Genomic DNA, 20,971 nt, shown 5'->3' with positions numbered 1-20,971 from the left:
CCCATCGGCATCCAAGGCGACGCCGCCATCGTCAAATAACGCGACGGTCAACAGTGAGGCCGATCGCCTCGATGGCTGTGTTCATGGTGCACCTCTCGCAGTTTTCCGATGTGTCCCGGGGTTCTTCAGTGCCTGGGTGGGCGGTTGTTGGCGCGCTCGCCTGTTCACCGGCTTGTTCAAAGGCGGCCCGGGTGGCGTCCGGCATGCCGCTGTCCGTGTACAGCGGGTTGATGTACACGGACAGCGGCCGGGACGCCGATGCGCCGGACCATGTCCATGACGTCGTCCCCGGTACCCAGGCTGCGGGCGATGTGCCGTCCCAGCACCAGCACGCCCATGCTGTTGGTGGCCGGCAGCACGGCGACGCCGCGGACGTCCTCGAGCGCGCGGACGCCGCCTTTCGCCATCCCCTCCTCCAGGATCATGACGGTTTGGTCCACCAGGGCATCGAAGAACGCGTCCTCGACGTCGGACTCGTCCACCACGGACTGGCGGATGTAGGCGACCTCGGGAACGTAGCGCTCCGGGTGGCCCAGGTACTCGAGAAGTCCGGCACGCATGCGCTCAGCGTCCGTCGTGTCGATCGCCCGGCTCGAACTGTTGTAGAGGACATGCTCGTCGCACGTCGCGCGAAGCCCGTCCTTGCTGCCGAAGTGGTGGATGACCAGGCCGGGGCTCACGCCGGCGGCGGCCGGGACGGTGCGCACCGTGGTGCGGGTGAACCCGTTGGCGCCGAACGCCGCGATGGCCGCATCCCGAATGCGGGCCCGGGTGGTCAGATCCCGCTCCATTGAACGCAGGTTTAATATGTTGAACACTTGTTCAACACGTGTCTGGAGTCGGTGTCGGATTTCTCACAAAAACATGGTGGCGGGGCGTCTAGCACAGCCCGGGACCGTCCGGTGCCACCCCAAAATTGGTAAGCTGAACGGCCGGAAACGGGCCTGTGGGGAGGCGCCGCGCCGCCCCGCCCCCGCCTTTGAAGGAGAGCATGCCCCTAATGACATCCGTGGCCGCCGAATCGCACCAAGAACAGCTCTGGAACGCCCGCTACGAGGCGAATATCGCGCCGGTGACGGAGCTCTGCGACGCGCTGCAGGAAGCCCGCCCCGACCAGCGGGTGGCTTACGTCGACCCGGCGCACGATGTCGACGAATGCCGGATCATCGCACTGTTCTCCAATGTTGGTGAGATCGACCCGTCGGGCTTCGTCACGGCCGGCGACGAGCAGGCGGCCACCCGGCTGCTGGGCGTCCACTGGCAGCTGGGCCTGCGCCCCTCCTACGTCATGCCGTGGAACGTGCATCCGTGGTTCACGCCCGGCGAGCCGAATGGCCGGCTGGCACCGGCGCAGATCGAAGCCGGCCTGCGCCCCCTGGTCAAGCTGTTGACGCTCGTCCCCCGCGCCAGCGCCCTCGTGGCCCATGGCACGGAAGCGCACCGGCTGGCCGACCAGCTGCAGAAGGCGCAGGGACACATGCTGTACAAGCGCGGCTTCGGCATCCATAAGGTCCGGTCCCTGAGCGGACGCAGCTTCGCCGGTTCGCCCGCGCGCCAGGAACAGTGGCTGCTGGAGTCCGCCAAGGCCTACGGCGAGTCCATGAAGCGTTGCGGGCTGCCGATCGGTGGACGGTAAACGTCACCCACGGGCCTACCAGGGCACCGGGCCGGAACGGGAGACGAACGCCCCGGTGCCCGCCTTGCGGCCGGCCGCGGCAAGGCGCACGATGATCTCCGCCCCCTCGGCGACCGTTTGCGTGCCGCGGCGCCGGTTGAAGTCCGTGGCCGTGTAGCCGGGGTCCACCGCGTTGAAGCGCAGTTCGGGAAACAACTTCGCGTATTGCGTGGTGAGCATGTTCAGCGCGGCCTTGGATGACGGGTACGGCACAGACGCCAGCGTCGACTCCGGCCGGTCCGGGTCGGTGGTGAGGCCCAGCGAGCCCATTCCGCTGCTGACATTGACCACGGCCCCGGCCGTTTCGCGCAGCAGCGGCAGGAACGCCGTGATGGTGCGGACGGCGCCGAACACGTTGACGTCGAAGACGGACTGCATGTGCGCTGCCGTCAGCTGCTCGGCCGGGACGAAGCCGCCGGAGATGCCCGCGGAGTTGACCAGCACGTCCAGGCGCCCTTCCTCCCGCCGGACCAGGGCCGCGGCGGCGGCCACCGACTCGTCACTGGTGACGTCCAACGCCACAAGGTGGGCCTGCGGACTGGCCAGGCTTGCCACGGCGGCCCGGCCGCGTTGCGGGTCGCGGGCGCCGACGTAGACGGTGTGCCCGGCCGCGAGAAGCTGCCGGGCGGTTTCATAGCCGAGGCCGCGGCAGGCCCCGGTGACCAGGATGATTGCCATGCCCCCAGTCTGGCCCACGGCGGGCTCGGCCGAAAGTGCTACCGGCACACGGTCCGCGGCGGGTATCGTGCAACGTATCCGAGCGCACGAGGAGTTCCAATGACTGACGCAGCATTTGAGGCCGCCGTGGCCGCGGCCCGGCAGGGCCTGTCCCAGGGCGGCATCCCGATCGGCGCGGCATTGGCGCGCAATGGCGAGATCATCGCCGTCGGCCACAATGGCCGCGTCCAGCATGCCGACCCCATCGCGCACGGCGAGATGGCCGCGTTGCGGGCGGCCGGCCGGCAACAGACGTACCGTGACACCGTGCTGTACACCACGCTGGCGCCATGCGCCATGTGCACCGGGGCCATCCTGCTGTTCAAGATCCCGCGCGTGGTGGTCGGTGAAGCCCGGACCTTCCCGGGGGAGCTCGACGTGTTGCGCTCGCGGGGCGTCACGGTGGATGTGCTCGACGACGAGCGGTGCGTGGGCCTGATGGAGCGGTTCCAGCAGGACCACCCGTCGCTGTGGGCCGAGGACATCGCCGAATAACCCGGCACAAGCGGAACCGGGGCGCAGTTGCGCACGAAAACCCGCCGGTTTTCGTGCGCAACTGCGCCCCGGATGGGCGGGGCCGGGAACTCACCAGTGATGGGCGACGTCGATCACCAGCCGCGACAGGTTCCCCGGCCCGGCCAGCGTGAACACCCGGAAGGGCAAACGCGCGCGGACGCCGAGGCCGATCGTCGTGTGGGACTCGAAGCTGCCGGCCCAGGCGACCTGGCGGAACGTCAGGAATCCGGTGACATTGACCAGTTCCCGCGGGTTGGCCGGCACGTAGCTGGGCGTGCCGTTCGGGTAGTTGGCCGGCACCAGCGCGGTCACGCTGAGGAACGCCCCGCCGCGCAGCGGCACGACCTTCCCGCTGCCCTCGGCCAGGACGGCGCTGACGTACCTGACGTTGTAGCCGGGCGCCCCGCCCTTGACGTCAAGCACCAGGCGGTCGAAGCACAGATGCCACCCGGCCCGCACGTTGACCAGCGGTGCGCTGGAGGTGGTTCCGCTGGCCTTGGGCAGCGATCCCCAGGTGATCGGGCAGACCGCATCCGCACTGGCGGCTCCGGGTGCCACGAGCCCGAAGCCGGCGACCAGGATCAGGACCGCCAGCAACGAACGAAGTTTCTTCATGGAAAACAACCCCTTGAAAGTTGCGATAATGGTGGATCCATGGTATGTGACGCAGGTCACGTAAGCGGCGGCCGGCGGGAAGTTGGCGCCGAATCTTGATCGAACCCGCCGCGGCCACCCACCCCCGCACGCCTGTGCTCCATATCACATTTTCGGATCAAGTCAACGCATTTCAAGCAATCGCTCGTCATCACAACGGAATCTGAAGTCAGATAAAAAGAATTCCACTGATTCACTTGTAAAAACCGTGCCCCCGACGGCAGACTGGACAGACCGCGCATCGAACTCGATGTTGCGGCCTGATCCGAGGAGCACATGATGTCCCAGTTGCTGGCCGCCCAAGGCGCCGAACTGACCAAACGCCAGGCCCACGAGAACCTGTGGCTGCACTTCTCCGGCCAGCCGGCCGACGCCGCAGACCTGCCGATGATTGTCCGTGGGGAGGGCGCATACGTCTTTGACGACCACGGCAGGCGCTACCTCGACGGACTGGCGGGCCTGTTCACCGTGCAGGTGGGCCATGGCCGGCGCGAACTGGCCGAGGCCGCCGCCCGCCAATCCGAGAAACTGGCCTACTTCCCGCTATGGTCGTACGCCAACGAGCCCGCCGCGGAACTGGCCGGCCGGCTGGCCGACCTGGCCCCCGGGGACCTGAACCGCGTGTTCTTCACGAACAGCGGCTCGGAGGCCGTCGAATCGGCGTGGAAGCTTGCCAAGCAGTACTTCAAGATCACCGGCAAGCCCGGCAAGCACAAGGTCATCTCCCGCACCACCGCCTACCACGGCACGACGCACGGCGCCCTGTCCATCACGGGCATCCCCGAGCTGAAGGTCAACTTCGAGCCCCTGGTGCCCTCCACGTTCCGGGCCGCCAACACCAACCTCTACCGGGCCCCGCTGCACGGCGACGACCCGGTGGCGTTCGGCCGCTGGGCCGCGGACGAGATCGAACGCGTCATCCTGCAGGAGGGCCCCGACACGGTGGCCGCCGTGTTCCTGGAACCCGTGCAGAACGCCGGCGGCTGCTTCCCGCCGCCGCCCGGGTACTTCCAGCGTGTGCGCGAGATCTGCGACGAGTACGACGTCCTGCTCGTCAGCGACGAGGTCATCTGCGCCTTCGGCCGGCTCGGCACCTACTTCGGCGCCGAACGCTACGACTACCTCCCGGACATGATCACCTGCGCCAAGGGCCTGACGAGCGGCTACTCCCCCATGGGCGCGCTCATCGCCTCGGACCGGCTGTATGAGCCGTTCGCCGACGGCCGCAACGTCTTCAGCCACGGGTACACGTTCGGCGGGCACCCGGTCTCCGCCGCCGTCGCCCTCGCCAACCTGGACATCTTCGAACGCGAACACCTGAACGAGCACGTCCGGGGCAACGAACAGGCCTTCCGCAGCACCCTGGAGAAGCTCACCGACTTGCCGATCGTCGGCGACGTGCGCGGCGACGGCTACTTCTACGGGCTGGAACTCGTCAAGGACAAGGCCACCAAGGAGACGTTCACCGACGAGGAATGCGACCGCGTGCTCAAGGGCTTCCTGTCCAAGGACCTGTTCGCCAACGGCCTGTACTGCCGCGCCGACGACCGCGGCGACCCCGTCATCCAGCTCTCGCCGCCGCTGATCCTCGGCCAGGGCGAGTTCGACGAGATCGAGCAGATCCTGCGCTCCTCCCTCACCCGCGCACAGGAATTGCTCTAGCCCATGGCGCGCACCATCTTTGAACGCGCCAAGCCGTCGGACGCCGTCATCGACGCCTCCCTTGCCGGGACCCGGAACGTCCCGTTCTGGATTGACGACGTCGGCCCAATCACCCCGGGCGTCCCGCTCACCGGCGAGCACAGCGCCGACCTCGTGGTGGTCGGTGCCGGCTACTGCGGGCTGTGGACGGCGTTGCTGGCCAAGCAGGAGGACCCGGCCCGCCGGGTCATGGTGCTCGAATCCCACACCGTCGGCTGGGCGGCGTCGGGCCGCAACGGCGGATTCGTCGACGCCAGTCTCACGCACGGGCACGACAACGGCGCCAGCCGGTTCCCGGACGAGATCGACCGGCTGGACGAGCAAGGCCTGCAGAACCTGGACGAGATCGAGAAGACCGTGGCCGATCTGGGCCTGGACTGCGACTTCGAGCGCACCGGCGCCATCGACGTCGCGATCGAGCCGCACCAGGTCCAGTGGCTGCGGGAAGCCGCCGACGGGACGGAGTCGGTGTTCCTGGACGCCGACGCCGTCCGCGCGGAAGTCAACTCCCCCACCTACCTGGCCGGGCTCTGGCACAAGACCGGCACGGCCATGGTGCACCCCGCCAAGCTGGCCCGGGAACTGGCGCGAGCCTGCCGCGAGGCGGGCGTGGAGATCTTCGAGAACTCGGCCGCCACGTCCCTCGACTCGGACAGGCGTGACGCGGATGCTGTGCCGGGCACCCGGAGCACGGGCGCCGTCGTCGTGCACACAGACCGCGGCCGCGTGCGCGCCGGCCAGGTGGCGCTGGCGACCAACGTGTTCCCGTCGCTGCTCAAGCGCAACCGGCTCTACACCGTGCCCGTCTACGACTACGTGCTCATGACCGAGCCGCTCACCGACGAGCAGCTGGCGTCGATCGGCTGGCAGGGTCGGGCCGGGTTGTCCGATGTGGCGAACCAGTTCCACTACTACCGGATCAGCGCCGACAACCGCATCCTGTGGGGCGGCTACGACGCGCTGTACAACTTCGGGCGCACCGTCCGCAGCGAGTACGAGGACCGGCCGGAGACGTTCCGGAAGCTGGCCGGCCACTTCTTCACCACGTTCCCGCAACTGGAGGGCGTGAGGTTCAGCCACCGCTGGGCCGGCGCCATCGACACCTCGACCAGGTTCTGCGCGTTCTACGGCACGGCCCGCGGCGGCCGCGTCGCCTACGCGGCCGGCTTCACCGGACTCGGCGTGGGTGCCACCCGGTTCGCCGCCCAGGTGATGCTCGACCAGCTGGCCGGGCGGGACACCGAACGGACCCGGCTGAAGATGGTGCGCAGCAAGCCACTGCCGTTCCCGCCCGAGCCGTTCGCCTCCGCCGGGATCCAGGCCACGCGCTGGTCGCTGGACCGGGCGGACCATAACGGCGGCAAACGCAATCTGTTCCTGAAAACCCTCGATGCTGTCGGGCTCGGCTTCGACTCCTAACCGTTGAAGGAAAATACGTGACTCAACAATCAACACTGGCACCGCCGGTCGCCACCGAGGCCGGTTCGGTCCAGGTGCGAAACGTGGTCAAGCGATACGGCACGGCCACGGCCGTGGCCGGCGTGAACCTGGACGTGCGATCCGGCGAGTTCCTGTCCCTGCTGGGACCCTCCGGCTGCGGCAAGACCACGCTGCTGCGCATGATCGCCGGCTTCGAGGAGCCGGACGAGGGCGACATCGTGCTGGCCGGGTCCTCCGTGGTGGGCGTGCCGCCGCACAAGCGGCCCGTCAACACGGTGTTCCAGGCGTACGCGCTGTTCCCGCACATGAGCGTGGCGGAGAACGTCGCGTACGGCCTGCGGCAGCGGCGCACATCCCGTGCCGAAATCGGCGCACGAGTCACCGAGGCGCTGGACCTGGTCCAGATGGGCACGTTCGCCACCCGCAACCCGAAGATGCTCTCCGGCGGCCAGCAGCAGCGCGTGGCCCTGGCCCGTGCCATCGTGAACCGTCCCAAGGTGCTGCTGCTCGACGAGCCCATGTCCGCGCTGGACCGCAAACTGCGCGAGGAGATGCAACTGGAGCTGAAACTGCTGCAACGCCGGCTCGGTATCACGTTCGTCTTCGTCACGCACGACCAGGCCGAGGCGCTGTCCATGAGCGACCGCATCGTCGTCATGCTGGACGGGCGCGTGCAACAGGTCGGCACGGCCGAGGACATCTACACGAACCCGGCCACGTCGTTCGTGGCCGGGTTCATCGGCAAGCAGAACTTCATCGCCGGCACGGTGGCCGGCAACGGCAGGCTGGTGACGGCCGACGGCGAGATCGCGGCGGCGGATGCCGACGCGGCGCCTGCGGGCTCGGCCGTGCTGGCCGCGGTCCGGGCCGAGTCGATCACCGTCTCCACGGTCCGTCCGGACACGGACGTCAACGTGGTCAAGGCGGCGGTCGGCGCCGTATCATTCCTGGGCGAGACGATCCAGTACCAGCTCACGACCGGCTCCGGGCACGAACTGCTGGCCCGCGTCCCACCGTTGCACGGGGAGCTGCTGCCGGCCGGCAGCACGGTGTGGTGCAGCTGGGCCCCGGCGCACGTGCAGGTGTTCCCGAACCCGCACCCGAGTACTGGCGGCCAGTGAGATGCACGGGAACAATCCGTTGAAGGTGCTGGCACCGGCCGACGCCGTGCCGTGGATCAGCCGGCGTGCCCTGCTGGGCGGATTCGGCGTCGTCGGCCTGTCCATCGCCGCGTCCGCCGGTCTGTCCGGCTGCGGGCGCAGCCAGGGCTTCGCCGCCTCGGCCGTGCCCAACGGCGAGGTCGGCAACCAGTTGAACGTCTACTCGTGGGGCGACTACGAGGATCCGGAGGACATCGCCGATTTCGAGGCCACGGGCGTGCGCGTGCAGCTGGACAGCTTCGGTTCCAACGAGGAACTGATCGCGAAGCTGGCGGCGACGCGCGGCACCAGCGGCTACGACGTCATCGTCCCGACCGGCGTGTACATCCCGCAGATGGCGGCCAACGGTCTGCTGCAGCCACTGGAGCACGCACTGATCCCGAACATGGCCAACCTGGACCCGGAATACCTGGACCAGGCGTGGGACCCGGGCAACAAGTACAGCCTGCCCAAGGCGTGGGGCACCACCGGGTACGTGTACGACACCCGCATCATCAAGCGCGAGCTCACCTCGTGGCAGGACTTCCTGGACGCCGCGTCGAAGGAGGCGGCCGGCAAGACGGCCGTGCTGGAGGACTCGTGGGAAGTCGTGGCCATCTACCTGGCCGCCAAGCACCACGACATGAACACCGAGGACCCGACGCTGCTGGACGCGGCCGAGGACTACCTGGTCAACACGCTGGCGAAGAACATCCGGGCGTTCAATTCCACGATCGTGTCCACGGGCATCCCGCAGGGCACGTTCGCGCTCATGCAGGCGTTCAACGGCGACGCGCGGCAGGGCATGCTCTCCAGCAGCGACCCGGAGCGCTGGAAGTTCGTGTTCCCGACACCGACGGCGAACCTGTGGATGGACAACTGGGCGGTGGCCACCGGCACCCAGCACCCGGACGCCGCGTACGCGTTCATCAACCACATGCTGACACCGGAGGCGGCGCTGCGCGAGGTCCAGTACATCGGCTACCACACCGGCGCGAAGGGCCTGAAGGAGGCCGCGTTGGCCGACAAGATGGAACTGCCGGACCTGGTGTTCCCGCCGCACGACGTGCTGGACCGGCTGAAGTCGGCCGTGCTGAACGAGGCGCAGGAGCGCCGGGTGCAGATCCTCAACCGGATGGAATCGAAGGCGGGGGCATGAGCAAACTATCCCGGAACAGCGTGGGCGTTGCCGCCCTGGCGTTCCCCACGTGGGCCTACCTGGCCTTCTTCTTCATCATCCCGGTCGCCCTGGTGCTGTGGTACAGCTTCGGCTTCAAGCCCGACCTGTTCACGGCCCACGACAACTCCGTCCTCTCGCTGGACAGGTACTTCGAGACGGCGGACCCGACGTTCCTGTCGACGTTCTGGAACACGTTGCAGATCGCCGGCGTCGGCACGCTGATCTGCCTGCTCATCGGCGTGCCGTTCGCGTACTGGCTGGCCGTGAAGGTGCCTTCCCGGTGGCGGGCCCTGCTGCTGGCGCTGGTGCTGGTGCCGTTCTGGACGAACTTCCTGGTCCGCACGCTCGGCTGGCAGATCCTGCTGGCCCCGGAGGGGTTCCTGTCCGATGCCCTGCAGACCATGCACCTGACCACCGGTCCGCTGTCGATCCTGTACACCCGGGCCGCCGTGCAGTTGGGTGTCGTGTACAACTACCTGCCGCTCATGGTCATGCCGCTGTTCGTCGCCATGGACCGGGCCGGGGCCAGCCTGCGCGAGGCCAGCCGGGACCTGGGTGCGAACAGGTGGCGGACGCTGTGGCAGGTGACGCTGCCGCTGGCCGCCCCGGGCATCGCCTCCGGCTGCCTGCTCGTGTTCATCCCGCTCATGGGCGACTACATCACCGCCTCGGTGCTGGGCGGCGCACAGGGCAACATGGTGGGCCAGCTCGTGGCCAACCAGTTCAATTCCGCGCAGAACTGGGCGCTCGGCTCGGCCATGGCCGTGGTGCTGATGATCTTCATCCTGCTCACGGTGGCGATTGTCGGCGCGGTCATCCTGGCCGTCCGCGCCGTGCTTCGCCACAACCGCCGCGTTGTCATGGACCGCACAGACATTGAAAGCGCAGTCATCGAGGAGGCCGCCGCATGAGCACCACCGACCTGCTGGACCCGCCCGCCCGGACCGAGGCCGCCGTCGTACCTCCCATCGTCCGGGCCCGGCGCAGGCGCCGCGACCCGATCAACCTCGGCATGGCAGTGTTCGGCATCCTCGTGTTCGCGTTCCTGTTCCTGCCGATCGTCGTCATTGTCATCTACTCGTTCAACACCGGGCGCCTTCTGGCCGCCTGGGAGGGGTTCGGCTTCACCGCGTACACCCGGGCGGCCGGCAACGCGGTGATCCGCGGATCGGTGCTCACCTCGCTCGAGGCGGCCCTGGGCGCGGCGATCCTCTCGACCGTGCTGGGCACCCTGGGCGGGCTGGCGCTGGCCCGGGCGAAGAAGAAGGCGAAGTGGGCTCTCATCCTCACGGCCGTCCTGGCCACCACGCTGGTGACGCCGGAGATCGTCGACGCCATCTCCATCCTGCCCTGGTTCGTCAGCCTCGGCACGGATTTCGGCTTCGCCCCGATCAACAACGGCATGGTGCGCCTGGTCGTGGCGCACACGGTCATGTCGATCGCCGTCGTCACGTTCATTGTGCGGGCGCGCATGTCCGGGGCCGACATGGCGCTCGAGGAGGCGGCCGCCGACCTGTACGCGACGCCGTGGAACCGGTTCCGCCAGATCACCCTGCCCATCGCGTTCCCCGGCATCCTCGCCGGCGCGCTCATGTCGTTCACGCTCAGCCTGGACAACACGATCGTGTCCAGCTTCGTCCAGGTGCCCGGCAACACGCCGTGGCCCGTCTACATCTTCAGCGCGCTGAAGGTGTCGCTGCGGCCCGAGATCGCGGCCGTGTCCACCATCATGCTGCTGCTGACGCTGGCGGCCCTGGCCGTGGTGGCGCTCGTGCTGCGCCGGTTCGGGGAGAGCACCGAGGACATCGCCAAGACCATGGCCGGCTCCTGACCTTCCGCACGTCCGCCGAATAACACCCGGGTAACGCGGGCCGGGATGTACTGGTGGCTACCGGCTCGTGCCCGGCGAGTCGGTAGCTGATCAAGGGGTTGCGTCATGTCTCACCGTTGCTCGTTCGTCCCACCACACATCCTCGACAACATCGCTCGCGTCCACGCGCGGGAACACCTTGAACCGTCAAGTTCCCAGCGTTCGTCCGTCGTGTCGGCCCAGATCCGGCGCCAGCGCAAGAACTTGGTCTCCGGCCTGACGGGGCCGGCGTCCGACGTGCCGGGCGCGGAGGGCATCACCGCCGGCCTGCAATTCCCGCAGCCCGCGACTGCGGGCAGGCTCATCTATGACGACCAGAACCAGTGGACCTTCGACGTGAACTTTATTCGCGGCGAAGGAGACCCCGCCGTGGCCGGCGAGAACGCGGACCGGGCCTACGACTACCTTGGCCTGGTCCGGCAGTACTACAAAGACAAGTTGGGCCGCAACTCCATCGACAACGCCGGACTCAACCTCATCGCCAACGTCAACTTCGGCGTCAGCTTCAACAACGCATTCTGGGACGGCACGCGGATGGTGTTCGGCAACGGTGACGGGACGATCTTCAAGGACCTCACCAATGACCTCGACGTCCCGGGCCATGAACTGACCCACGGTGTCACCCAGTACACCGCGGGGCTGAACTACACCCCCGACCAGACCGGGGCCCTCAACGAGTCATTCAGCGACATGTTCGGTTCCGCGATCGACGCCTGGGCCAACAACCGAGATGCCGGCACCCACAACTGGCTCATCGGGGAGGACATCATGGCCGATGACCTCTATGGTGAGGCGTTGCGTAGCATGGCTGAACCGGGCACCGCCTACGACGACCCGATTCTTGGACGCGATCCGCAACCCCGGGACATGAGCGGCTACGCTCCGGCCGACCCGCACGTCATGTCCGGCATTCCCAACCGCTGGTTCTACCTGATCTGCAAGGAGATCGGGATCGATGCCGGCGCGCTCATCATGTACCAGACGTTGCAAAACCTGTGGCCCACCGCGGTTTTCAATGATGCCGCCGTGGTCGCGGCCGCCCAGGCACGAATTCTTGCCCGCGCCAGGCAGGTGCCTGCCAACGCCGGACAGGTTGTGCGTTCGGCAGCGCGGCAGCAGGGCTTCTGGTAGCCGCGATAGACTCCGAAGATCCAGCGGTTGGACTAGTTTGGGCGGTGCCGGATGCATGTGTCTCTTACCATCAGCGGCGGTTATACAGGCCAACGCCTAGGCGCCGCCATGGACACCGACGACCTGGCGCCGGCACTGGCCGCCGAGGTGCTGGGGGCTCTGGAAGGGCTTGCGGGAGCCGTGCAATCCCTTCCATCGGGTGCCGCCACGCAGCCCCGGTACCGCTTGGCGGTCTCCCGCCCAGCCGGCCCGCAGATCGTGGAGCTCACGGAGGCGCAGATCCCGCACGGGTTGCGGCCGTTGATCGAAGAACTCCGTCGGCGCGCGCACCCGGCGTGACAGCGGACGACCGCACATGCTTCACGGATTGAATCCGGATCGCCTTTGAGCCTACCGGGTGCCCCAGTCGTACCGCTGCTTGTGCAGTTTCAGGTACATGAACGTCTCGGTGGTGACGACGGCCGGCAACTCCCGCATGCGGCTCAACAGCCGCAGCAGGTGGGTGTCGTCCTCGCAGACCACCTCGACGAGCAGGTCGAACGTGCCGGCCGTGAGCACCACGTAGCTGACCTCCGGGAACTCGTCGAGCGCCTCGGCCGCGTCCTCCAACCGGCCCTGCACGCGGACGCCGATCATGGCCTGGCGGGAGAAGCCGACGCGCAGCGGGTCGGTGACGGCCACGATCTCCAGCAGCTTCGAGTCGATCAGCCGCTTGATCCGCTGGCGCACGGCCGCGTCGGAGAGTCCCACGGATTCGGCGATGGCCGCGTAGGAGCGGCGCCCGTCCTCCTGCAGCTGCTCGATGATCTTCTTGGAAATGTCATCCAGCTCGGTCTGGTTCTGGTCCGGACTCACGGCCACGAACGGCTCCTATTCCTTGGCATACACCACTTTTCCGGCAAACACGGTCATCCGGGCGGCCACTTCGCACAGCCGCCGCGCGGGCAGGGCGAAGGGATCCGCGTCCAGCACCACAATATCGGCCCGCCGGCCCGGGGCGATGCCGCCGGCGTCGTCGTGGTGCGTGACGCGCGCCGAGCCGGACGTGTACGCGGCCAGCGCCTGCCCCAGCGTCAGGGCCTGCGCGGGCAGCAGCGGCGCGGCCGAGTCCTTCCCCGGCGGCGTCCGGTTCACGGCCACATGGATGGCCTGCCACGGGTCCGGCGTGGACACCGGCCAGTCGGACCCCATGGCCAGCGGCAGCCCGGCCCTCAGGAAGTCCCCGAACGGGTACTGGTGGCCCGCCCGCTCCGCGCCCAGGATCGGAACGGTGAGCTCCGTCATGGCGTCGTCGTTGCACGCCCACAACGCCTGCAGGTTGGCGGTCACGCCGAGCGCGGCCATCCGGGCCACGTCGGCGGGGTCGACGAGCTGCAGGTGCGCGATGTGGTGCCGCGCCGCGCCGTCGTCCCCGGCATCCCGGGCGGCCTCGAGTGCGTCGAGCGCCTCCGCCAGGGCCCGGTCGCCGATCGTGTGGAAGTGCAATTGGAAGCCGGCCAGCGCCAGGGCGCGGACGACGGCGGTGAGCACCTCGGGCGCGAAATGGGACGTGCCGCTGTGGTCACCGGCATGGCCGCAGCGATCCAGGTAGGGCTCCTTCAGCGCCGCCGTCTCCGACTCGGCGACGCCGTCGACCATGATCTTGATCGTGTTCGCCGTGAACCGGCCCCGGGGGCCCGATGGCGCCGCGGCGATCCGCTCGCGCCGGGCCACCAGCGCCGCGACCGCGTCCTGGACCCCGTCGAGGGTCAGGCCGCGGTCCAGCCACAACGCCCCGGTGACGCGGGCGTCAAGCGACCCGTCGGCCTGCGCGGCCAGGTACGTGTCGGTGGTGTCCCGGTGGCCGGCGTAGGCGCCCACGATCGCGTCCTGCCAGCCGGTGATGCCCAGCGTGTGCAGGTAGGCCTGGGCGCGGTGCAGGGCAGCGGTGTACTGCCCGTCCGTGGGCGCCGGCAGGAGCGAGCCGACCAGGTCCATGGCGCCCTCCTGCAGCGTGCCCGTGGGGCGGCCGTCCGCGTCCCGGTCGATGCGCCCGTCGGCCGGATCCGGCGTGGCGGCGGTGATGCCGGCGCGGCGCAGCGCCTCGGGCGAGACCCAGGCGCCGTGGTGGTCGGCGTTGATCAGGTAGACGGCCCGGTCCGGCGCAACACGCTCCAGCAGGTCGGCCGTGGGGTTGCCGCCGTCGAAGTGCGGCATGCGCCAGCCGCCGCCCGAGATCCAGTCGAGGTCGGGGTTGGCGGTGGCGTAGGCGCCGATGAGGGCCAGGCATGCGTCCGCGTCGGCCGCCCCGGACAGGTCGCACTGGCCCATCTCGTAGCCGCCCATGATCGGGTGCACGTGCGCGTCCGTGAACGAGGGGCACAGCAGGTTCCCGCCGGCGTCGAGCACCCGGGCCGCGTCCCCGTGCGACGACAGCAGATCCCGGGTGCTGCCGACGGCCGTGATGACGCCGTCGGCGACGGCGACGGCGGTCGCATCCCCGAGGAGCGTGCGCCCGTCGAAGATGCGGGCGGAGTGGATGAGCAGGTCGGCGGTCATGGGGTCCTTCCAGAGGGATGCTTGGGTGGGGAGCAGTGCATTGCCGGGTCGCTACCGTTCAAGGTTCACCATGACGTGCTTGATGCGCGTGTAGTCTTCCACGGCATACACGGACATGTCCTTGCCGTGGCCCGAATGCTTGAACCCGCCATGCGGCAGTTCGGCGCTGATGGTGATGTGGTCGTTGATCCACACGGCACCGAAGTCCAGCTGCCGGCTGATGTCCATGGCCCGGGCCACGTCGCGGGTCCACACGCTGGAGGAGAGCCCGTAGGCGACATCGTTGGCCCACTCCACGGCCTGTTCCTCGGAGTCGAACGACTGGATCGTGATGACCGGGCCGAAGATCTCCTCCTGCACGGCCGCGTCCGACTGTTTGAGGCCGGCGACGACCGTCGGCTCGAAGAAGTAACCCTCGCGGTCGATCGCCTTGCCGCCGGTGAGCACGCGGGCGTGCATAGGCAGGGCGTCGACGACGGCGGCCACGCGGGCCAGCTGGGCGGCGTTGTTCAACGGGCCCATATCGGCGCGCTCGTCCGGCCCGCCGACCGTGTAGCGGGCGGCCTCGGCGGCCAGCGCGGCGGCGAACTCGTCATGGATCTCCGCGGCGACGAGCACGCGGGTGGAGGCCGTGCAGTCCTGCCCGGCGTTGAACAGCCCCGCCATGGCGATGGTCGCCACCGCCTTGTCCAGGTCGGCGTCGGCGAAGACCAGCACGGGCGCCTTGCCGCCGAGCTCCAGGTGCGTGCGCTTGAGGTCGCCGGCGGCGGACTTGGCCACCTCCATGCCGGCCCGGACGCTGCCGGTGATGGACACCAGTTCGGGGGCGGCGTGTTCGACGACGGCCCGTCCGGTGTCCCGGTCCCCCGTGACGACGTTCAGCACGCCGGCCGGCAACACGCGGCCGGCCAATTCGGCCAGCTTCAGCGTGGTCAACGGCGTGGTGTCGGAGGGCTTGAGCACGATCGTGTTGCCGCCGGCCAGGGCCGGGCCGATCTTCCACACGGCCATCATGAGCGGGTAGTTCCACGGCGTGACCTGGCCGACGACGCCGATCGGCTCGCGCCGGATGAACGAGGTCCGGTTGGCCACGTACTCGCCGGCGGCGGAGCCGTCCATGGTGCGGGCGGCGCCCGCGAAGAAGCGCAGCTGGTCGGCGCTGGGCGGCACCTGTTCGGTGGCGATCATCTCGTACGGCTGGCCGGTCTGGGCCGCCTCGAGCTCGATGAGCTCCTCGGCGTGTTCCTCGAGCAGGTCGGCCAGGCGCAGCAGCGCCGTCGCCCGCTCGGCCGGGGTCGTCCGGCCCCAGCCGCGCGCGGCGGTGCGGGCGGCGGCGTAGGCGCGGTCGACGTCGTCCGCGTCCGCCACGGCGACCCGGGCGATCTCGCGCCCGGTCGACGGGTTGATGACCGCGGACGTGCGCCCGGCCGCGGCCGGGGTGAACACGCCGTCGATGAACAGGCCGGGGTTGTCAAGCATGGTGGGAGTCATGGGTGCCTTCGGGAGTGGGGCGGCCGCCGTCGAAACGCCGGGAAACGACCGCAGGACGGCAGTGGCCCGGAATCCTGGGGATTCCGGGCCACTGCAAAAAGATACACTGCCACGGAATACGAAGTAGTAATTCGAGTCTACAACGTATTTCGAACTTGTAAAGGGTTTTAGCGCACGAACCCGTCGGCCACGGTGATGGCTTCCTCGATCGCGGCCAGGCCCCGGCGCAGCTCGTCCTCGGTGATGACCAGCGGCGGGCAGAGGTGGATGCGGTTGTTGTTCGTCATGGGCCACACACCGCGGGCCTTGCAGGCCGCGACGACGTCGCCCATGGGCGCGGCGGCCGCGCCGCCGGCGTTGAACGGCACCAGCGGCTCGCGTGTTTCCTTGTTGCGCACCAGCTCCAGTGCCCAGAAGAGCCCGACGCCGCGCGCCTCGCCGAGGCTGGGGTGCTCCTCGACCCAGCGGGCCACGGTCGGGGCAATGACCCGGGAGCCCAGGTCGCGGACGTGGGCCAGGATGCCGTCCCGCTCGAACACCTCGAACGTGGCCACGCCGGGGGCGCACGCCAGCGGGTGGCCGGAATAGGTCAGCCCGCCCGGGAACGCCACGTCGTCAAATGTGGCGGCGATGGCGTCGGAGATGACGACGCCGCCCAGCGGCACATAGCCGGAGTTGACGCCCTTCGCGAACGAGATGAGATCGGGCACGACGCCGAACGCGTCCACGGCGAACCATTCGCCGATGCGGCCGAACCCGGCCATGACCTCGTCCGCGATGTACACGATCCCGTACTTGTCACACAGGGCCCGCACACCCGGCAGGTAACCGGCCGGCGGGACGAGGATGCCGTTGGTGCCCACGACCGTCTCGATGATGACGGCCGCGATCGTGGACGCGCCCTCGAGCACGATCACGTTCTCCAGGTGCTCCAGCGCCCGGGCGCATTCCTCCTCCGGCGTCCCGGCGTGGAACGCGGAACGGTACTGGTACGGGCCGAAGAAGTGCGCCACGTTCGCGCCGCCGTGCTCGTTGGCCCAACGGCGCGGATCGCCCGTGAGCGCCATGGCCGTGGACGTTGCGCCGTGGTACGAGCGGTACTGCGAGAGGATCTTCGACTTGCCCGTGTAGGCGCGCGCCATGCGGACGGCGTTCTCGTTGGCCTCCGCGCCGCCGTTGGTGAAGAACACCTTGTTCAGCGTGCCGGGCGCCTTCGCCGCGATCAGCGCGGCCAGCTCGCCGCGCACGTCGTTGGCGAACCCCGGCGCGATCGTGGCCAGCCTGCCGGCCTGCTCCGTGATGGCGCGGACCAGGTCGGGGTGCTGGTGGCCCAGGTTCAGGTTCACCAGCTGGGCGCCGAAGTCCAGGTAGCTGTTGCCCTGGTAGTCCCAGAACGTGGATCCGGCGCCGCCGGCCACGGGCAGTGGATTGATGGCGGCCTGGGCGGACCAGGAGTGCAGCACGTGCGCGCGGTCGTTGTGCCGGACGCGCGCCTCGGCGCCCGGGTCTACGGCGGCCTGGTCCACGGCGGCCGCCGTGTCGGGGGTCATGGTCTCGGTCATGGCGTGGTGCTCCTTCTACTGGCCGGGGCTAGGAGTTGCTCGGGAAGCCGAGGTCGATGCGGGACGTGGACGGGTCGGCCCACCGGGTCGTGACGACCTTGCTGCGCGTGTAGAAGTGCACGCTTTCCGGGCCGTAGATGTGCGCGTCGCCGAACAGCGAGTCCTTCCAGCCTCCGAACGAGAACGCGCCGACCGGCACCGGGACGGGCACGTTGACGCCGACCATGCCGGCCTCGACGTCGAATTCAAACGTGCGGGCCGCGCCGCCGTCGCGCGTGAAGATCGCGGCGCCGTTGCCGAACTGGTTCGAGTTGATCAGCTCGATCGCCTGGTCGTACGTCTCGGCGCGCACCACGGAGAGCACCGGGCCGAAGATCTCGTCCTTGTAGACGTCCATGTGCGGCAGGACGTGGTCAAGCAGCGTCACGCCGATGAAGAACCCGTCCCCGTCGACGAGCGTCTCGCGTCCGTCGGCGATGACGACGGCGCCCTCGGCGGCGGCCCCGGCCACGTAGCCGGCCACCTTGTCGCGGTGCTCGCGGGTGATCAGCGGGCCCATGTCGGTGTCGGACTCGGTGCCGGCGCCGATCTTCAGGCCGCCGAGGCGCTCCTTGATGGCCCCGACCAGGTCGTCGGCGATGTCGCCGACGGCGACGACGACGCTCACGGCCATGCAGCGCTCGCCGGCGGAGCCGTAGGCGGCGGACACGGCAGCGTCGGCCGCGGCGCCGAGGTCGGCGTCGGGCAGCACCATCATGTGGTTCTTGGCGCCGCCGAGGGCCTGGACGCGCTTGCCGTTGGCGGCGGCCCGCTGGTAGATGGAGCGGGCGATCGGGGTGGAGCCGACGAAGCTGACGGCCTTGACGGTGGGGTTGTCGAGGATCGCGTCGACGGCCTCCTTGTCGCCGTGCACCACGTTGAGCACCCCGTCGGGCAGCCCGGCCTCCTGGAACAGCTTGGCGAGGAACACGGCGGCGGACGGGTCCTTCTCGCTGGGCTTGAGGACCACCGTGTTGCCGCAGGCGATGGCGCTGGCGATCATCCACAGCGGCACCATGACGGGGAAGTTGAACGGCGTGATGGCGCCGACGACGCCGACGGGTTGCTTGATGCTGTGCACGTCGATGTTCGTGGACACCTGCTCGTCCCGCTCACCCTTGAGCAGGTGCATGAGGCCGGCGGCGAATTCGACGTTCTCCAGGCCGCGGGCCACCTCGCCGGCGGCGTCGGAGAGGACCTTGCCGTGCTCGCTCGTGACGATGGCGGACAACTCGGTGGTGCGCGACTTCAACAGCGTGCGCAGGTTGAAGAACACGTCCGCGCGCTTCGTCAGCGACGTTGCCCGCCAGGCCGGCAGCGCCGCCGCGGCGGCCGCGATGGCCTCGTTGACCAGGGCGGTCGAGGCGAACGCCACCTCGCGGTGCTGTTCCCCGGTGGCGGGGTTGAACACGGGTCCGCGGCGTTCGCCGGACGGGTTCTCGGCGCCGGCGATGAAGTGCGGGATCAGTTCCATAGGTTGATGCTCTCCTGTGTGCTGGTGCGGCTGTGGTGGTACGGCCGTGGTGGTACGGCCGGACATTCCGTCCGGTCGGCGCGATAGGCTTTCCACAACCGATACTCGCACCGTTTCAAGGAGGCAGGATGAGGACAGCCAACCGGAATTCGGCGGATTTCCGGACAGATCGTCCGGCGCTGCCCACGGTGGCCGAGGTGCTGGCCCTGCCCGTGCTGGCGGGGGCCACCGTGCTGGCCGGCGCCGGGAACCTGGACAGGGCCGTCAGGTGGGTGCATGTCGTGGAGGCCCGGGAGATTGCCGGACTGCTGGACGGGCAGGAGCTGCTGCTGGCCACGGGGGTGGGCTGGCCGGCCGGCGAGGGCTGGATGGCCGGGTACATCGCCGAGCTGGCCGCCGCCGACGTGGCCGGCCTGGTGTTGGAACTCGGCACCCGGTACCAGACCGTGCCGGCGCCACTCGTGGAACACTGCGCGCGCCACGGCCTGCCCCTGGTCGTGCTGGCGCACCGGGTGAAGTTCGTGGCCGTGACCGAGGCCGTGCACGGGCGGATCATGGCCGACCAGCTGGCGGCCCTGCGCGCCCGCGACGAGGTGCACGCACTGTTCACGGGGCTGAGCCTGCGCGGCGCGCCCGCCGACTACATCGTGGCGCAGCTGGGCCAGGTCCTCGGCTGCCCGGTCGTCCTGGAGGACATGGCGCACCAGGTCGTCACATTCGAGGCCGTCGGCCGCGCCGAGGACGCCCTCCTGGACGGCTGGGAGGGCAGGTCGCGCGCGGCGCACCGGGCCCGCCCGGTGGACCCCGGCGCCCGGACGGTCCTGCTCGGACCCGAGGGGTGGCTGGTCACGCCCGTCGAGGCGCGCGGCACCCGGTGGGGGCACCTGGTCGCGTTCGCCGGCGACCCCCACCCGGCGGGACGGGCGCTGGTACTGGAGCAGGCCGCCGTCGCGCTTTCCCTGAGCAGGCTGGCCGACGGCGGCGCCGACCACTGGATCCGCGCCGGGCAGCATTGGCTCATCGAGTCCCTGCTGCAGGGCCGCTATCGCAGCGAATCGGCGCTGCGCTCGCGCTTCGAAGCCATGGGGCTGCCGGTCACGGGACGCCGGCTGTGCGGCCTCGCGATGTCGGTCCCGGGCGACGGCGGCGCCTCGTCCGGTCGCATGACACCGGCCGAGGTGACACGCCTGGCCCGGTCGATGGGGCTGGGTGCGGTGTCGAGCGTGGCCGTGCGCGGCGGCGGAACCGTCCTGCTGGTGGCCTTGTCGGTGCCGGCGCCCGGACCCGGCCGGCCGCCCGCCGAGGCGGCCGTGGACGCGTTCGGCGACCGGCTGTGGACCCTGGCCGGCAGTGAACCCGCTCCCGGCGGGAAGACTGTCACCGGCAATATTGTCACTTGGAAAATGGCCGTGGGGGCGGTCGTGGCCGGGGTGGCCGGACTGGCCGGGTCACTGCAGGAGGCCCTCGACGTGCTGCCGAGCGGCGGCGGGGCCGCCACGGCGAACGGCGTCGTGGGCCGGCTGGAAGGGCACCGGCTGCGCCGGCTGCTGGGCCAGTTACGCGACGACCCAAGGCTGCAGCAGTTCCTGGAGCAGAGCCTGGGCGTGCTGCTGGACCACGACGCGGCGCACAGCACGGACCTGGTCGCCGTGTTGCGCGCATACCTGGCCCACCCCGGGAACAGGACCCTCGCGGCCGGCGCCAGCCACGTGTCCCGGTCCGTGTTCTATGAGCGGCTGGACACCATTTCCGGTCTGCTGGCCCTGGACCTGGCTGACGGCGAGGTCATCGCCGGGCTGCACGCGGCCCTCATGGCGTGGGACGCCACACGCTCCCGCTGACCG

The 20,971-nt window shown here is 69.4% G+C and carries 19 protein-coding genes; 11 read left to right on the top strand and 8 right to left on the bottom strand.

The features are described from left to right. Nucleotides 1-176: 176 nt before the first annotated feature. Nucleotides 177-791: a TetR/AcrR family transcriptional regulator gene (locus EJC77_RS08985; RefSeq protein WP_240630013.1), complete on the bottom strand. Its 615-nt coding sequence runs from the start codon at nucleotides 789-791 to the stop codon at nucleotides 177-179. Nucleotides 792-1,000: 209 nt separating this feature from the next. On the opposite strand from EJC77_RS08985, the gene EJC77_RS08980 reads away from it, so the two are divergent. Then, nucleotides 1,001-1,636 (top strand): uracil-DNA glycosylase family protein, encoded by a 636-nt coding sequence (locus EJC77_RS08980; protein WP_125611784.1) that lies wholly within the window; start codon nucleotides 1,001-1,003, stop codon nucleotides 1,634-1,636. Between the two features lie 15 nt (nucleotides 1,637-1,651). Here the strand turns inward: EJC77_RS08980 and EJC77_RS08975 are convergent, their stop codons facing one another. Next, the gene (locus tag EJC77_RS08975; protein WP_125611776.1) at nucleotides 1,652-2,353 is read right to left on the bottom strand and encodes an SDR family NAD(P)-dependent oxidoreductase; all 702 of its coding nucleotides are present in this window, start codon (nucleotides 2,351-2,353) and stop codon (nucleotides 1,652-1,654) included. A gap of 99 nt (nucleotides 2,354-2,452) precedes the next feature. On the opposite strand from EJC77_RS08975, the gene EJC77_RS08970 reads away from it, so the two are divergent. Then, entirely contained in the window at nucleotides 2,453-2,887 is a 435-nt protein-coding gene (locus EJC77_RS08970; protein WP_125611774.1) for a nucleoside deaminase, read from the top strand. A gap of 90 nt (nucleotides 2,888-2,977) precedes the next feature. Here EJC77_RS08970 and EJC77_RS08965 read toward each other — a convergent pair whose 3' ends face one another. Further along, nucleotides 2,978-3,523 (bottom strand): AMIN-like domain-containing (lipo)protein, encoded by a 546-nt coding sequence (locus tag EJC77_RS08965; RefSeq protein WP_125611772.1) that lies wholly within the window; start codon nucleotides 3,521-3,523, stop codon nucleotides 2,978-2,980. A 318-nt stretch (nucleotides 3,524-3,841) separates the two neighbouring features. Between EJC77_RS08965 and EJC77_RS08960 the strand changes: the two genes are divergently transcribed. From EJC77_RS08960 to EJC77_RS08925, 8 genes are all read left to right on the top strand, one after another. Continuing rightward, complete coding sequence (locus EJC77_RS08960; protein WP_125611770.1) at nucleotides 3,842-5,224, top strand: aspartate aminotransferase family protein; 1,383 nt, start codon at nucleotides 3,842-3,844, stop codon at nucleotides 5,222-5,224. Nucleotides 5,225-5,227: 3 nt separating this feature from the next. After that, nucleotides 5,228-6,682: an NAD(P)/FAD-dependent oxidoreductase gene (locus EJC77_RS08955; protein WP_125611768.1), complete on the top strand. Its 1,455-nt coding sequence runs from the start codon at nucleotides 5,228-5,230 to the stop codon at nucleotides 6,680-6,682. 17 nt (nucleotides 6,683-6,699) lie between these two features. Next, on the top strand, nucleotides 6,700-7,824 hold the full coding sequence (locus EJC77_RS08950; RefSeq protein WP_125611766.1) for an ABC transporter ATP-binding protein: 1,125 nt from the start codon (nucleotides 6,700-6,702) through the stop codon (nucleotides 7,822-7,824). 1 nt (nucleotide 7,825) lies between these two features. Then, on the top strand, nucleotides 7,826-9,001 hold the full coding sequence (locus EJC77_RS08945; RefSeq protein WP_125611764.1) for a polyamine ABC transporter substrate-binding protein: 1,176 nt from the start codon (nucleotides 7,826-7,828) through the stop codon (nucleotides 8,999-9,001). Next, nucleotides 8,998-9,933, top strand: coding sequence for an ABC transporter permease (locus tag EJC77_RS08940; protein ID WP_125611762.1), 936 nt, complete (start codon nucleotides 8,998-9,000; stop codon nucleotides 9,931-9,933). Before EJC77_RS08945 ends, EJC77_RS08940 begins: the two co-directional genes overlap by 4 nt. Beyond that, nucleotides 9,930-10,853 carry an ABC transporter permease gene (locus EJC77_RS08935; protein ID WP_125611760.1) on the top strand — a complete coding sequence of 308 codons (924 nt, stop codon included), beginning with the start codon at nucleotides 9,930-9,932 and terminating at the stop codon, nucleotides 10,851-10,853. Before EJC77_RS08940 ends, EJC77_RS08935 begins: the two co-directional genes overlap by 4 nt. Before the next feature lie 210 nt (nucleotides 10,854-11,063). Beyond that, on the top strand, nucleotides 11,064-12,023 hold the full coding sequence (locus EJC77_RS08930) for a M4 family metallopeptidase (RefSeq protein WP_205787013.1): 960 nt from the start codon (nucleotides 11,064-11,066) through the stop codon (nucleotides 12,021-12,023). A gap of 51 nt (nucleotides 12,024-12,074) precedes the next feature. Then, entirely contained in the window at nucleotides 12,075-12,362 is a 288-nt protein-coding gene (locus EJC77_RS08925; protein WP_338069470.1) for a protealysin inhibitor emfourin, read from the top strand. A 51-nt stretch (nucleotides 12,363-12,413) separates the two neighbouring features. On the opposite strand, the gene EJC77_RS08920 is transcribed toward EJC77_RS08925, so the two are convergent. The 5 genes from EJC77_RS08920 to EJC77_RS08900 form a co-directional block, all read right to left on the bottom strand. Further along, complete coding sequence (locus EJC77_RS08920) at nucleotides 12,414-12,884, bottom strand: Lrp/AsnC family transcriptional regulator (protein ID WP_125611754.1); 471 nt, start codon at nucleotides 12,882-12,884, stop codon at nucleotides 12,414-12,416. A gap of 9 nt (nucleotides 12,885-12,893) precedes the next feature. Beyond that, a complete protein-coding gene (locus EJC77_RS08915; RefSeq protein ID WP_125611752.1) occupies nucleotides 12,894-14,561 on the bottom strand; it encodes an amidohydrolase in 1,668 nt (555 codons plus the stop codon). A 51-nt stretch (nucleotides 14,562-14,612) separates the two neighbouring features. Next, the gene (locus EJC77_RS08910; protein ID WP_125611750.1) at nucleotides 14,613-16,052 is read right to left on the bottom strand and encodes an aminobutyraldehyde dehydrogenase; all 1,440 of its coding nucleotides are present in this window, start codon (nucleotides 16,050-16,052) and stop codon (nucleotides 14,613-14,615) included. 167 nt (nucleotides 16,053-16,219) lie between these two features. Continuing rightward, complete coding sequence (locus EJC77_RS08905; protein WP_125611748.1) at nucleotides 16,220-17,614, bottom strand: aspartate aminotransferase family protein; 1,395 nt, start codon at nucleotides 17,612-17,614, stop codon at nucleotides 16,220-16,222. A 28-nt stretch (nucleotides 17,615-17,642) separates the two neighbouring features. Further along, nucleotides 17,643-19,127 carry a CoA-acylating methylmalonate-semialdehyde dehydrogenase gene (locus tag EJC77_RS08900; protein WP_125611746.1) on the bottom strand — a complete coding sequence of 495 codons (1,485 nt, stop codon included), beginning with the start codon at nucleotides 19,125-19,127 and terminating at the stop codon, nucleotides 17,643-17,645. Nucleotides 19,128-19,255: 128 nt separating this feature from the next. On the opposite strand from EJC77_RS08900, the gene EJC77_RS21340 reads away from it, so the two are divergent. Beyond that, nucleotides 19,256-20,968, top strand: coding sequence for a PucR family transcriptional regulator (locus tag EJC77_RS21340; protein ID WP_125611744.1), 1,713 nt, complete (start codon nucleotides 19,256-19,258; stop codon nucleotides 20,966-20,968). The last annotated feature ends 3 nt before the right edge of the window (nucleotides 20,969-20,971 follow it).

Source organism: Specibacter cremeus, from assembly GCF_003946885.1.
GTDB lineage: Bacteria > Actinomycetota > Actinomycetes > Actinomycetales > Micrococcaceae > Specibacter > Specibacter cremeus.
Note: the sequence above shows the minus strand (reverse complement) of the source record. Positions and strands in the feature narration are given on the sequence as shown.